General features: G+C 68.5%; 21 protein-coding genes and 2 pseudogenes. All 23 read right to left on the reverse strand.

All coding sequences use genetic code 11. The features are described 5' to 3' along the window. Positions 1–86 precede the first annotated feature (86 nt). The 23 genes and pseudogenes from map to rplC all read right to left on the reverse strand — a co-directional run bounded on the left by map (position 87) and on the right by rplC (position 12,747). Complete coding sequence (map, locus tag E1269_RS24075; RefSeq protein WP_131899345.1) at positions 87–893, reverse strand: type I methionyl aminopeptidase; 807 nt, start codon at positions 891–893, stop codon at positions 87–89. Positions 894–1,032: 139 nt separating this feature from the next. Further along, on the reverse strand, positions 1,033–1,602 hold the full coding sequence (locus E1269_RS24080) for an adenylate kinase (RefSeq protein ID WP_131899448.1): 570 nt from the start codon (positions 1,600–1,602) through the stop codon (positions 1,033–1,035). Positions 1,603–1,607: 5 nt separating this feature from the next. Further along, the gene (gene secY / locus E1269_RS24085; RefSeq protein ID WP_131899347.1) at positions 1,608–2,912 is read right to left on the reverse strand and encodes a preprotein translocase subunit SecY; all 1,305 of its coding nucleotides are present in this window, start codon (positions 2,910–2,912) and stop codon (positions 1,608–1,610) included. Between the two features lie 161 nt (positions 2,913–3,073). Then, a complete protein-coding gene (gene rplO / locus E1269_RS24090; protein ID WP_131899349.1) occupies positions 3,074–3,523 on the reverse strand; it encodes a 50S ribosomal protein L15 in 450 nt (149 codons plus the stop codon). 47 nt (positions 3,524–3,570) lie between these two features. Beyond that, positions 3,571–3,750 (reverse strand): annotated as a pseudogene (gene rpmD / locus E1269_RS24095) (50S ribosomal protein L30); the annotation flags it as partial. Beyond that, the gene (rpsE, locus tag E1269_RS24100; protein WP_131899353.1) at positions 3,747–4,367 is read right to left on the reverse strand and encodes a 30S ribosomal protein S5; all 621 of its coding nucleotides are present in this window, start codon (positions 4,365–4,367) and stop codon (positions 3,747–3,749) included. The gene rpsE and the pseudogene rpmD, both read right to left, overlap by 4 nt. A gap of 117 nt (positions 4,368–4,484) precedes the next feature. Next, positions 4,485–4,868, reverse strand: a complete 384-nt coding sequence (rplR, locus tag E1269_RS24105) for a 50S ribosomal protein L18 (RefSeq protein ID WP_131899355.1) — start codon at positions 4,866–4,868, stop codon at positions 4,485–4,487. 3 nt (positions 4,869–4,871) lie between these two features. Then, the gene (gene rplF, locus E1269_RS24110) at positions 4,872–5,411 is read right to left on the reverse strand and encodes a 50S ribosomal protein L6 (protein ID WP_131899357.1); all 540 of its coding nucleotides are present in this window, start codon (positions 5,409–5,411) and stop codon (positions 4,872–4,874) included. Positions 5,412–5,431: 20 nt separating this feature from the next. Then, on the reverse strand, positions 5,432–5,839 hold the full coding sequence (rpsH, locus tag E1269_RS24115; RefSeq protein WP_131899359.1) for a 30S ribosomal protein S8: 408 nt from the start codon (positions 5,837–5,839) through the stop codon (positions 5,432–5,434). A 96-nt stretch (positions 5,840–5,935) separates the two neighbouring features. Then, a complete protein-coding gene (locus E1269_RS24120) occupies positions 5,936–6,121 on the reverse strand; it encodes a type Z 30S ribosomal protein S14 (protein WP_131899361.1) in 186 nt (61 codons plus the stop codon). 98 nt (positions 6,122–6,219) lie between these two features. Next, entirely contained in the window at positions 6,220–6,792 is a 573-nt protein-coding gene (gene rplE, locus E1269_RS24125) for a 50S ribosomal protein L5 (protein WP_131899363.1), read from the reverse strand. Continuing rightward, the gene (rplX, locus tag E1269_RS24130; protein WP_131899365.1) at positions 6,792–7,130 is read right to left on the reverse strand and encodes a 50S ribosomal protein L24; all 339 of its coding nucleotides are present in this window, start codon (positions 7,128–7,130) and stop codon (positions 6,792–6,794) included. Before rplX ends, rplE begins: the two co-directional genes overlap by 1 nt. 3 nt (positions 7,131–7,133) lie before the next feature. After that, positions 7,134–7,502 (reverse strand): 50S ribosomal protein L14, encoded by a 369-nt coding sequence (gene rplN, locus E1269_RS24135; protein ID WP_131899367.1) that lies wholly within the window; start codon positions 7,500–7,502, stop codon positions 7,134–7,136. A gap of 7 nt (positions 7,503–7,509) precedes the next feature. Next, complete coding sequence (gene rpsQ, locus E1269_RS33570) at positions 7,510–7,803, reverse strand: 30S ribosomal protein S17 (protein WP_131899369.1); 294 nt, start codon at positions 7,801–7,803, stop codon at positions 7,510–7,512. Positions 7,804–7,940: 137 nt separating this feature from the next. Further along, positions 7,941–8,255 (reverse strand): annotated as a pseudogene (gene rpmC / locus E1269_RS33575) (50S ribosomal protein L29); the annotation flags it as partial. Beyond that, the gene (rplP, locus tag E1269_RS24150) at positions 8,255–8,674 is read right to left on the reverse strand and encodes a 50S ribosomal protein L16 (protein WP_026877490.1); all 420 of its coding nucleotides are present in this window, start codon (positions 8,672–8,674) and stop codon (positions 8,255–8,257) included. The pseudogene rpmC and the gene rplP, both read right to left, overlap by 1 nt. A 4-nt stretch (positions 8,675–8,678) precedes the next feature. Further along, positions 8,679–9,542, reverse strand: coding sequence for a 30S ribosomal protein S3 (gene rpsC / locus E1269_RS24155; RefSeq protein ID WP_131899373.1), 864 nt, complete (start codon positions 9,540–9,542; stop codon positions 8,679–8,681). Further along, positions 9,542–9,916, reverse strand: a complete 375-nt coding sequence (gene rplV / locus E1269_RS24160; RefSeq protein ID WP_131899375.1) for a 50S ribosomal protein L22 — start codon at positions 9,914–9,916, stop codon at positions 9,542–9,544. Before rplV ends, rpsC begins: the two co-directional genes overlap by 1 nt. A gap of 33 nt (positions 9,917–9,949) precedes the next feature. Then, complete coding sequence (rpsS, locus tag E1269_RS24165) at positions 9,950–10,231, reverse strand: 30S ribosomal protein S19 (protein ID WP_046772620.1); 282 nt, start codon at positions 10,229–10,231, stop codon at positions 9,950–9,952. A 17-nt stretch (positions 10,232–10,248) separates the two neighbouring features. Continuing rightward, entirely contained in the window at positions 10,249–11,085 is an 837-nt protein-coding gene (rplB, locus tag E1269_RS24170) for a 50S ribosomal protein L2 (RefSeq protein ID WP_131899377.1), read from the reverse strand. A gap of 35 nt (positions 11,086–11,120) precedes the next feature. Then, a complete protein-coding gene (rplW, locus tag E1269_RS24175; RefSeq protein ID WP_131899379.1) occupies positions 11,121–11,426 on the reverse strand; it encodes a 50S ribosomal protein L23 in 306 nt (101 codons plus the stop codon). Further along, positions 11,423–12,076, reverse strand: coding sequence for a 50S ribosomal protein L4 (gene rplD, locus E1269_RS24180; protein WP_131899381.1), 654 nt, complete (start codon positions 12,074–12,076; stop codon positions 11,423–11,425). Before rplD ends, rplW begins: the two co-directional genes overlap by 4 nt. Then, on the reverse strand, positions 12,073–12,747 hold the full coding sequence (gene rplC, locus E1269_RS24185; protein ID WP_131899383.1) for a 50S ribosomal protein L3: 675 nt from the start codon (positions 12,745–12,747) through the stop codon (positions 12,073–12,075). The genes rplD and rplC overlap by 4 nt, the downstream gene beginning before the upstream one ends. Between the last annotated feature and the right edge of the window lie 9 nt (positions 12,748–12,756).

The raw sequence follows: 12,756 nt of genomic DNA on the forward strand, positions 1-12,756 counted from the left end.
GGCATGGTGCACCACGGGATTACGTGCTGAACGTGATCATTCCGGGCCCGGGCACGGGGGTGGGCGGACGGGCCGGCCCGCCGGGGTCAGGAGACGGTGGCGGGGGTGGAGACGCCCATCGCGGACAGGCGCTCGGCGCCGCCGTCGAGGGCGGTGAGGACCCACGGGCCGTCAGGGGTGACGGCGATGCTGTGCTCGAAGTGCGCCGCCCAGGTGCCGTCGTCGGTCTTGACGGTCCACTCGTCGTCCAGGACGTGGGTCTCCGGGCCGCCGAGGGTGATCATCGGCTCCACGGCGAGGCACATGCCTGGCACGAGCCTCGGACCGCGCTGGCGGGTCCGGTAGTTCATGACATGCGGGTCCTGGTGCATGGCGGTGCCGATGCCGTGGCCGCCGTACTCCTCGACGATGCCGTAGTCGCCCCTGGACACGATGGCCTTCTCGATGGCGGTGCCGATGTCGCGGACCCGCCCGCCCGACCGTATGGCACCGATGCCCGCCCACAGCGCGTCGTCGCAGTCGGTGAGGAGCTTGGTGATCTCGTCCGGCACCGACCCCACCGGGACGGTCACCGCGGCGTCGCCGTGCCAGCCGTCGAGGACCGCGCCGAAGTCGAGCGAGACGATGTCGCCGTCGCGGAAGGCGGTGTCGTCGGGGATGCCGTGGACGACGACGTCGTTGACGGACACGCAGACGGTGGCCGGGAAGCCGCCGTAGCCGAGGAAGTTGGACATGGCGCCCCGGGCGGCCAGCTCACGCCGGGCGATCGCGTCGAGGTCCAGTGGGGTGACGCCCGGCGCGATGGCCGCACGCATCACCTCGTGAATCTCGGCGACCACCAACCCGGCCGCGCGCATGCCGGCCAGTTCGGCCGGCGTCTTGATCTCGATCACCGCAGGCCGCCCGCCTCGGTCGGCGGGCCGTGCGGAATCGCCCGGCGACCCGGGGCCGAAGGTCCCCGCGAGCCGGCGACCGGGCCAGGCGATCTCCCGGCGCGATGCGGCATCTTCTGCATGGCCCGACCTTCTGGACTTACGGGTGCGGCGGCTGGGAGATGGCGTCGGCCACCCGAGCCGCGACCTCCTCGACGCTGCCCAAGCCGTCGACCTCGAAGACCAGGCCGCGGTCACGGTAGACGGCGATCAGCGGCGCGGTCTGCTCCAGGTAGACCTCCTGGCGGCGCCGGATGACATCCTCGCTGTCGTCGGTGCGGCCCTCCTCGACGGCCCGCTTGTGCAGCCGCTTCACGACCTCGTCGACGTCGACGGTGAGGACGATGACGTGGTCGAGCTCGGTGCCCTGGGCGGCGAGTGTCTGGTCGAGGAACTCCACCTGCGACAGGGTGCGCGGGTAGCCGTCGAGCAGGAAGCCGTCGGCGGCGTCGGGCTGGGCCAGCCGGTCGCTCACGAGGTCGTTCGTCAGCTCGTCCGGCACGTACTCGCCGGCGTCGATGTACTTCTTCACCTCGACGCCCAGCGGCGTCCGCGCCGCGATGTTGGACCGGAAGATGTCGCCGGTGGAGATGGCCGGCACGCTGAAACGCTTGGCCACCAGCTCGGCCTGGGTGCCCTTGCCCGCGCCCGGCGGGCCCATGATGAGCAGCCGGGTCACCGGAGGAACCCCTCATAGTTGCGCTGCTGCAGCTGGCTCTCGATCTGCTGCACGGTCTGCAGGCCGACACCGACCATGATCAGGATGCTGGTGCCGCCGAACATGTTGTTGAACGACTGCCCGCCGTCGGACGGGTTGAGCACGTTGAAGGCCAACAGCGGCAGCAGCGCCACCAGCGCAAGGTAGATGGCGCCCGCCGACGTGATCCGGTTGAGCACGTACGCGAGGTACTCCTCGGTGGCCCGGCCGGCGCGGATGCCCGGCACGAAGCCGCCGTAGCGCTTCATGTTGTCGGAGATGTCCTTCGGGTTGAACGTGATGGACACGTAGAAGAACGCGAACCCGACGATGAGCAGGAAGTAGAAAGCGATGTAGAGGGGGTGCGTGCCGCGGGTGAAGTTGTCCTGGATCCACAACCCCCAGCTGGAGGTCTGGTTGAATTGCGCGGCCAGCAGCGGGATGTAGAGCAGCGATGAGGCGAAGATGACCGGGATGACACCCGCCTGGTTGATCTTCAACGGGATGTACGTGGCCGAGCCGCCGTACATGCGCCTGCCGACCATGCGTTTCGCGTACTGCACCGGGATGCGCCGCTGTGCCTGTTCGACGAAGACGATCAGCGCCACGACGACCAGCGCGACCGCGACCACCAGGCCGAATACGCCCCAGCCGCGGCTGGTCTGGATGTTCCAGAACATGCCCGGCACGCTGGCCACGATCTGGGTGAATATCAGCAGCGACATGCCATTGCCGACGCCGCGGTCGGTGATCAGCTCACCCAGCCACATGACGACACCGGTGCCGGCCGTCATGGTGATGATCATGATGGCGGCGGTGGTCAAGGAGTCGTCGTGCAGGACCTCCTCGGGACAGTTCGGGAAGAACTGTCCGCGGCGGGCCAGGGTCACGATGGTGGTGGACTGCAGCAGCGCCAGACCGATGGTCAGGTAGCGCGTGTACTGCGTGATCTGCGCCTGTCCGGAGGCGCCCTCCTTGCGCAGCGCCTCGATGCGCGGGATTACTACGGTCAGCAGCTGCAGGATGATGCTGGCCGTGATGTACGGGATGATGCCGAGTGCGAAGACCGCCAACTGCAGCATCGCGCCGCCGGAGAAGAGGTTGAGCATCCCGTAGATGCCCTCGTTTCCGGCCAGGTCGACACAGGTGCGGACGGCGGGAACGTCGACGCCGGGGGTGGGCAGAACCGAGCCGACGCGGAAGATCGCGATGATGCCCAGCGTGAACAACAGTTTCTGGCGCAGGTCTGGTGTACGGAATGCCTGCGCGAACACTCTGAGCACTTCGGGGCCTCCTGCGTGACCGACGGCGAGGTCGATGCCGGCACGGTGGTACGGACGGACTAGACGTTAACACCGCATGGTGCCGACGGACGAAGGCGCCTGCGGCCCCGTGGACCGCAGTGCGCCTTCGAAAAACCGCCGGCGCACCGGCGATGCGAATCTCAGAGCTCGGTGGCGGTCCCGCCAGCAGCGGTGATCTTCTCCTTGGCCGTCGCGGAGAACGCGTTCACGTTCACTCGCAGCGCAACGGAGATGTCACCGGTGCCCAGGACCTTGACCGGCTTACCGGACCGCACCGCACCCTTGGCCACGAGGTCGTCGACGGTGACGTCCCCGCCCTCCGGGTACAGGGCCGCGAGCTTGTCCAGGTTCACAACCTGGAACTCGACGCGGAACGGGTTCTTGAAACCCTTGAGCTTCGGCAGCCGCATGTGCAGCGGCAGCTGACCACCCTCGAACCGGGCCGGGACCTGGTACCGGGCCTTGGTGCCCTTCGTACCGCGCCCGGCCGTCTTGCCCTTCGACGCCTCGCCGCGACCCACGCGGGTCTTGGCGGTCTTGGCCCCCGGGGCCGGCCGTAGGTGGTGCGGCTTCAACGGCGAGTTGCTCATTGGTTCTTCGGCCTCCTCGGCTGTACATCTTCGGCCTCAGCGGCGGAGATCGCTTCGACCGTGACCAGATGCGCCACCGTCTGGACCATCCCCCTGATCTCGGGGCGGTCTTCCTTGATGACCTCGTGCCCGATGCGGCGCAGGCCCAGCGAACGAAGCGTCTCGCGCTGCGACTGGTTGCCACCGATCTGGCTCTTGACCTGGCGGACCTTCAGCTTGCCGCTCATGACGACACCCCCGCCGCCTGAGCGCGCAGGAGTGCGGCCGGTGCGACGTCCTCGACGGGGAGGCCGCGGCGGGCGGCCACCTGCTCCGGACGCTCCAGCGACCTCAGCGCCTCGACCGTGGCGTGCACGATGTTGATCGCGTTCGACGAGCCGAGCGACTTGCTCAGCACGTCGTGGACGCCAGCGGCCTCCAGGACGGCGCGCACCGGGCCACCGGCGATCACACCGGTACCGGGCGAGGCCGGGCGCAGCAGCACCACGCCGGCGGCCTTCTCACCCTGGACCGGGTGCGGGATGGTCCCCTGGATGCGCGGCACCTTGAAGAACTGCTTCTTGGCCTCCTCGACGCCCTTGGCGATGGCCGAGGGCACCTCCTTGGCCTTGCCGTAGCCCACGCCCACCGTGCCGTCGCCGTCGCCGACGACGACCAGTGCGGTGAAGCTGAAGCGCCGGCCACCCTGTACGACCTTGGCGACGCGGTTGATGGCGACCACGGTCTCGATGTAGTTGGTCTTGTCCGCACCGCCGTCGCCGCGACGGTTGTCGCGATCGCGACGGTCACGACGATCGCGGCGCTCGCCACCGGCACCGCCACCGCGGCGCTGGGGTTCAGCCATGATGTCCCTCTATCCTCTCGAGTTCTCCGGCCGAGACACGCTTCTCAGTCGAAGCCGGAATGTCCGGCCGAGACACGCTTCTCAGTCGAGGCCGAAAATTTCTTGGTCGCAGTTTCCTCAGAGCTTGAGGCCGCCCTCGCGGGCGCCCTCCGCCACCGCGGCCACCCGGCCGTGGTACTGGTTGCCGGCACGGTCGAAGACGACGGCCTCGACGCCCGCAGCCTTGGCACGGTCGGCGATCAGCTCGCCCACCTTGCGGGCTTTGGCCGTCTTGTCGCCGTCGAGCGAACGCAGGTCGGCCTCCATGCTGGTGGCCGATGCGAGCGTGCGGCCGGTGGTGTCGTCCACCACCTGCGCCACCATGTGCCGCAGCGAGCGGGTGACCACGAGGCGGGGACGCTCGACGGTGCCGGCGACCTTCTTCCGCACCCGCAGGTGCCGACGGTTGCGCGCCGCGGCCTTGTCGCCCTTGCGGACGCGCCGGTTGATCGCGATGCCCATTGCCTACTTCCCAGCCTTTCCGACCTTGCGCCGCACGCGCTCGCCTTCGTAGCGCACGCCCTTGCCCTTGTACGGCTCCGGCTTGCGGATCTTGCGAATGTTCGCGGCGACCTCGCCGACCTTCTGCTTGTCGATGCCCCGCACCGCGAACTTGGTCGGCGACTCGACGGCGAACGAGATGCCGTCCGGCGGCTCGACCACCACGGGGTGGCTGAAGCCGAGCGCGAACTCCAGGTTCTGGCCCTTGGCCGTCACCCGGTAGCCCACACCGACGATCTCGAGCTTCTTCTCGTAGCCGTCCGTCACGCCGGTGACCATGTTGGCCACCAGGGTTCGGGTGAGCCCGTGCAGCGCCTTGCTCTCGCGCTCGTCGTCGGGCCGGCGCACCTCGAGGGCGCCGTCCTCGGACCGCTCGACGTCGATGACGTCCGGCAGAGTGTGGTTCAGCGTGCCCTTCGGGCCCGTGACGGTGAGGGCGCGGCCGTCGACCGTCACCTGGACACCCGAGGGCACCGGGATCGGGAGCTTGCCGATACGCGACATGGTTCCTGGCTCCTTTCCCGTCACCAGACGTAGGCGAGGACTTCCCCGCCCACGCCCTGCTTGGCTGCCGCCTGGCCGGTCAGCAGGCCCTGCGACGTCGAGATGATGGCGACGCCCAGCCCACCGAGGACCTTCGGCATGTTGGTGGCCTTGGCGTAGACCCGCAGACCCGGCTTGCTCACACGCCGGATGCCGGCGATGGAGCGCTCGCGGGACGGGCCGTACTTCAGCGTCAGCACGAGGGACTTGCCGACGGCGCCCTCGGCCGGCTCCTGCACGGCGAAGCCCGCGATGTAACCCTGCTGCTTGAGGATCTCGGCGATGTGCACCTTGATCTTGCTGTGCGGCATCGCCACGGTGTCGTGGTGCGCCGAGTTGGCGTTGCGCAGACGGGTGAGCATGTCTGCGATCGGGTCGGTCATGGTCATGTGTGTCGTTGCCGCTTTCCCGTCGTGGTTTCCACGTCCTCGGGCTCTTGCCCGGTCGCGCGGACCTTCGACGATCCGATGGGTCTGGCCGCCCTGCTACCAGCTGGACTTCGTGACGCCCGGCAGCTCGCCGCGGTGCGCCATCTCACGAAGGCAGACGCGGCACAGGCCGAACTTGCGGTACACCGAGTGCGGACGACCGCACTTCTGGCACCGCGTGTACGCGCGCACGCCGAATTTCGGCTTGCGCTTGGACTTGATGATCAGCGCCTTCTTCGCCACGTCAGTTCTCCTTGTTCATGGTCGCGTTCCTCAGCTTGCTCGCTACGCGGACCGCTGCTCCTTCGTCGCGACGCCGGCCGCTATGCTCGCTCACTTCGTCACTGCTCCTTGAACGGGAAACCGAGCAGCTTCAGCAGCGCCCGACCCTGTTCGTCGTTGGTCGCCGTTGTGACGACAGTGATGTCCATGCCGCGCACTCGGTCGATCCGGTCCTGGTTGATCTCGTGGAACATCGACTGCTCGTTGAGACCGAACGTGTAGTTGCCGTTGCCGTCGAACTGGCGGGGCGACAGGCCGCGGAAGTCCCGGATGCGCGGGAGCGCGATGGTCACCAGCCGGTCCAGGAACTCCCACATGCGGTCGCCGCGCAGCGTGGCGTGCGCACCGATGGGCATCCCCTCGCGCAGCTTGAACTGCGCGATCGACTTGCGGGCCTTGGTGACCGCCGGCCGCTGGCCGGTGATGGCCGCGAGGTCGGTAACGGCGCCCTCGATCAGCTTCGCGTCGCGAGCGGCCTCGCCGACACCCATGTTGACGACGACCTTGGTCACCGTGGGCACCTGCATGACGTTCGCGATCTCGAACTGCTCGCGCAGCGCCGACACGATCTCCTCGCGGTAGCGCTGCTTGAGCCTTGGAATGGATCGGGAGGGCGCGTCCGTAATAGTCATCAGATGTCCTCACCGGTGCGCTTGGCGTACCGGACCTTGTTGCCGTCGTCGTCGAACCGGTACCCCACACGGGTGCCGACCGTCTTCTTCTTGCCGTCGACCTCGGCCTCCACGGCCAGCTGCACGTTCGACACGTGGATCGGCGCCTCCTGGTGCACGATCCCGCCGGACTGCTGCGTGCCGCGGGCGGTCTGGGTCGGCTTGGTGTGCTTGGTGATGCGGTTGACACCCTCCACCAGCACGCGCTCGTCGCGCGGGTAAGCCGCGATCACCTTGCCGACCAGGCCCTTGTCCTTGCCGGCGATGACGACGACCTTGTCACCTTTCCTGATCTTCATCTCTCACAACACCTCCGGAGCGAGCGAGATGATGCGCATGAAGCGCTTCTCGCGGAGCTCACGGCCGACGGGCCCGAAGATGCGGGTGCCGCGCGGGTCGCCGCCGTCCCTGATGATCACGGCCGCGTTCTCGTCGAAGCGGATGTAGGAGCCGTCCGGCCGCCGGCGCTCCTTCACGGTCCGCACGACCACGGCCTTGACGACGTCGCCCTTCTTCACATTGCTGCCGGGGATGGCGTCCTTGACCGTCGCCACGATGACGTCACCGATGCCGGCGTATCGCCGACCGGAGCCACCGAGAACCCGGATGCACAAGAGCTCCTTGGCACCGGTGTTGTCGGCGACACGCAGCCGCGACTCCTGCTGAATCATCTCGCTCCTACTTCGCCTTCTCGATGATCTCCACGACGCGCCAGCGCTTCGTGGCCGACAGCGGACGGGTCTCCATGACGAGCACGCGGTCACCGACGCCGGCGGCGTTCTGCTCGTCGTGCGCCTTCAGCTTGCTGGACCGGCGCACGACCTTGCCGTACAGCGGGTGCTTGAAGCGGTCCTCGACGGACACGACGACGGTCTTGTCCATCTTGTCGCTGACCACCAGCCCTTGCCGGGTCTTGCGGTAGCCGCGGCCACCCGGGGCCTGGCCCTGGTTGGTGTTCGCGCTCTCGTTCACGTTCTCTTCCTTGTTCGCGGGGCTCACTCGGCACCGTCCTCGTCCGAGGCACTCTTCTCCGCCGACGGCGAAGAGCTGCCAGCGGGAGCGGCGGCCTTCTTGGCGGCCCGCTTCTTCGGCGCGGCCTTCTTCTCCGGCTCGGCCTGGGCGGCCTCGGCGGCCTCGGCCTTCTCGGCCTTCTTCGACGGCTTCGCCTTCTCGGCCTTGTCCGCCTTGGTGTCGACCGGAACGACGGCGACGATGCCGAGCTCGCGCTCGCGCATCACCGTGTAGATCCGAGCGATGTCCCGCCGCACGGCCTTGAGCCGGCCGTGACTCTCCAGCTGGCCCGTGGCGCCCTGGAACCGCAGGTTGAACAGCGACTCCTTCGCCTTGCCGAGCTCCTCGACGAGCTCGTCGTCGGAACGCTCGCGCAGCGACGCGGCGTCCAGGTTCTTCGAACCGATCGCCATCACACTTCACCTGCCTCGCGCGACACGATGCGAGCCTTCATGGGGAGCTTGTGGATCGCGCGGGTCAGCGCCTCGCGAGCCACCGTCTCGTTCGGGTAGGACAGCTCGAACATGACGCGGCCCGGCTTGACGTTGGCGATCCACCACTCGGGGGAGCCCTTGCCGGAACCCATGCGGGTCTCGGCCGGCTTCTTGGTCAGCGGGCGGTCCGGGTAGATGTTGATCCACACCTTGCCGCCACGACGGATGTGCCGGGTGATGGCGATACGAGCGGCCTCGATCTGGCGGTTGGTCACGTAGTGGCCCTCGACCGCCTGGATGCCGTACTCACCGAACGCCAGCGAGGTGCCACCCTTGGCCATGCCCCGCCGCTTCGGGTGGTGCTGCTTGCGGTGCTTCACCTTGCGAGGGATCAGCATGGTCTCAACTCTCCTGTCCGGTGCTCGCGGCGCCGGTCTCGGCGACGGGGGCCTCGACAGCGGGTGCCTCGGCCGGCGCCGTCTGAGGAGCCGCGGAGGCGTCACCGCGCTCGGGGCGCTCGCCGCGCCCACCCGGGCGACGCCGCTCGGGTCGGCCCCTGCCACCGCCGCGCTGCTGCTGCTGAGCACGGGCCTGTGCGGCCTGCTCGGCAGCACGCTCGGCGCGCGAACCACTCACGTCACCCTTGTAGATCCACACCTTCACGCCAATGCGGCCGAAGGTGGTGCGGGCCTCGTAGAAGCCGTAATCGACGTCGGCGCGCAGCGTGTGCAGCGGCACCCGGCCCTCGCGGTAGAACTCCGAACGGCTCATCTCCGCGCCGCCCAGGCGGCCCGAGCACTGGATCCGCACGCCCTTGGCGCCTGCGCGCATGGTGGTCTGCAGCGCCTTGCGCATCGCGCGGCGGAACGCCACGCGAGCCGACAGCTGCTCGGCCACACCCTGCGCGACCAGCTGAGCGTCGATCTCGGGCTGCTTGACCTCGAGGACGTTCATCTGGACCTGCTTGCCGGTGAGCTTCTCCAGCTCCGAGCGCAGCCGGTCGGCGCCCACGCCGCGGCGGCCGATGACGATGCCCGGCCGGGCGGTGTGGATGTCGACGCGGACCCGGTCACGGGTGCGCTCGATGTCGACGTGCGAGATGCCGGCGCGCTCCATGCCCTCGGTCATGAGCTTGCGAATCGCCACGTCCTCGGCGATGTAGTCGCGGTAGCGCTGACCCTGCGTGGTGCTGTCGGCGAACCACCGGCTCTTGTGGTCGGTGGACACACCGAGCCGGAACCCGTGCGGGTTGATCTTCTGACCCACTAGCGGGCCCCTCCCTTCGAACCGGCGGCCGCGGACAGCGACGCCTTGTCATCGACGATGACGGTGATGTGGCACGTCCGCTTGTTGATGCGGCTGGCACGGCCATGCGCCCGCGGACGGAACCGCTTCATCGTCGGGCCGTCGTCCACGAAGGCCTGCGCGATGACGAGCGTCTCGCGCGGGGTCCCGGCGAGGTCGTCGGCGTTGGCGATCGCGCTCTCCAGCACCTTGCGCACCGGGACCGCGGCGGCCTGCGGCGCGAACTGCAGCAGCGCCGAAGCCTCGTCCGCGTCCATGCCACGGATCAGATCCACCACACGGCGCGCCTTGCTGGGCGTGACGCGCACGAACCGCGCCTGAGCCCTGGCTTCCATCGTTACTCCTCAGCTGTCACTTCGTGGTGGACGTCATCGGCGCCGGGCGCGACGGTCGTCCTTCTCGTGGCCCTTGAACGTGCGCGTCGGGGCGAACTCGCCGAGCTTGTGCCCGACCATCGCCTCGGTGACGAACACCGGGACGTGCTTGCGACCGTCGTGCACCGCGATGGTGTGGCCGATCATGTCCGGCACGATCATCGAGCGACGGGACCAGGTCTTGATGACATTCTTGGTGCCCTTCTCGTTCTGAGCATCGACCTTCTTGGCCAGGTGCTCGTCGACGAAGGGGCCCTTCTTCAGGCTGCGCGGCATCTGTTCTGACTCCCGACTCAGCGCTTCTTGCCGGTCTTGCGGCGGCGGACGATCTGACGGTCACTGGGCTTGTTCTTCCGGCGGGTCCGCCCCTCGGGACGGCCATTCGGGTTGACCGGGTGGCGTCCACCGGAGGTCTTGCCCTCACCGCCACCGTGCGGGTGGTCGACCGGGTTCATGGCGACACCGCGCACCGACGGGCGCTTGCCCTTCCAGCGCATCCGGCCGGCCTTGCCCCAGTTGATGTTCGACTGCTCGGCGTTGCCGACCTCGCCGACGGTGGCGCGGCAGCGCACGTCGACGTTGCGGATCTCGCCGGAGGGCATGCGCAGCTGCGCCCAGGTGCCCTCCTTGGCGACCAGCTGCACGCTGGCGCCGGCGGACCGTGCGATCTTCGCGCCACCGCCGGGCCGCAGCTCGATGGCGTGGATGACCGTACCGACCGGGATGTTGCGCAGCGGCAGGTTGTTACCGGGCTTGATGTCGGCGGACGGACCCGCCTCGACCATGGCGCCCTGAGCCAGCCGGTACGGCGCGAGGATGTAGCGCTTCTCGCCGTCGGCGTAGTGCAGCAGCGCGATCCGCGAGGTGCGGTTCGGGTCGTACTCGATCTGCGCGACCTTCGCCGGCACGCCGTCCTTGTCGGCCCGGCGGAAGTCGATGACCCGGTACTGACGCTTGTGCCCGCCACCCTGGTGCCGCGTGGTGATCCGGCCGGAGTTGTTGCGCCCGCCCTTCTTGGGCAGCGGCCGCACCAGCGACTTCTCAGGCGTGGACCGGGTGACCTCGACGAAGTCGGCGACGCTGGAGCCACGCCGGCCCGGTGTCGTCGGCTTGTACTTACGGATTCCCATTCGTCGTAACCTCGGTAACTCGTTCCGGCCGGCCGTCAGCCGACCGGGCCGGAGAAGATGTCGATGCGCTGACCCTCGGCCACCGTCACGATGGCCCGCTTGGTGTCGGGGCGCTTGCCCACGCCGAAGCGGGTGCGACGGCGCTTGCCCTGGCGGTTATGAGTGTTGACGCCGGTGACCTTGACGTTGAACACCTTCTCGACCGCGATCTTGATCTCGGTCTTGTTGGCGTCGGGTGCGACGACGAAGGTGTACTTGTTCTCGTCGAGCAGGCCGTAGCTCTTCTCGGAGACGACCGGCACGATGAGGATGTCGCGCGGATCCTTGCGAATGGTGCTCACTTGGCGTCCTCCTCGGCGCTGGCCTTCTCCTTGCTGCCCAGGAACGCGTCCAGAGCACCCTGAGTGAAGACGACGTCGTCGGCGCAGAGCACGTCGTAGGTGTTGAGCTGGTCGGCGACGATCAGGTGCACCTGCGGCGCGTTGCGCAGGCTCTTCACCGTCAGCTCGTCGCCACGCTCGACGACGACCAGGACGTTCTTGCGCTCGGTCAGCGCGGCGATGGTCTTCAGTGCGGCCTTCGTGCTCGGGGCGTCGCCGTCGACGAAGCCGGTGACCACGTGGACGCGACCGTGCGTGGCCCGGTCGGACAGCGCACCGCGAAGCGCGGCGGCCTTCATCTTCTTCGGCGTCCGCTGCGAGTAGTCGCGCGGCTGCGGGCCGTGCACCACGCCACCACCGGTGAACTGCGGCGCCCGGATCGAACCCTGACGGGCCCGGCCGGTGCCCTTCTGGCGGTAGGGCTTGGCGCCGCCGCCGGAGACCTCGGCGCGGGTCTTCGTCGAGTGCGTGCCCTGACGGGCCGCGGCCAGCTGGGCCACCACGACCTGGTGGATCAGCGGGACGTTGACCTGGACCTCGAATATCGACGCTGGTAGCTCAACAGTGCTGTCGGTGCCGCCCTTGGGATTCAGAACGTCGACGGTGTTCACTGGACCGCTCCCTTCGAGGCCGTGCGGACGAAGACCAGGCCGCCGTTCGGGCCGGGAACCGCGCCCTTGAGCAGCAGCAGGCCCTTCTCGGAGTCGACGGCCTGGATCGCGATGTTCTGGGTGGTCACCCGCTCACCGCCCATCCGGCCGGCCATACGCATGCCCTTGAACACGCGGCCGGGCGTCGCGCAGCCGCCGATGGACCCCGGCGAGCGGTGCTTGCGCTGCACACCGTGGGAGGCGCGCAGACCGCCGAAGCCGTGACGCTTCATCACACCGGCGAAGCCCTTGCCCTTGCTGGTGCCCGTGACGTCGACCTCCTGGCCGGCCTCGAACACCTCGACCGTGACCTCCTGGCCGAGCGTGTACTCCGACGCGTCGGAGGTCCGCAGCTCGGCGACATGGCGCCGCGGCGTCACACCGGCCTTGTCGTAGTGGCCCTTGGCGGGCTTGGTGACCTTGCGCGGGTTGGGCGCGCCGTACGCGAGCTGGACCGCGTCGTAGCCGTCGGTGTCCGGCGTGCGGACCTGCGTCACGACGCACGGCCCGGCCTTGACCACGGTGACCGGGACGATGCGGTTGTTCTCGTCCCACACCTGGGTCATGCCGAGCTTCTCGCCGAGCAGGCCGCTGACGACACGGTGTGGCGCTCCAGTCGTTTGATTACTCATCGCTGACGC

This window comes from Jiangella asiatica (assembly GCF_004349065.1).
Lineage (GTDB): Bacteria > Actinomycetota > Actinomycetes > Jiangellales > Jiangellaceae > Jiangella > Jiangella asiatica.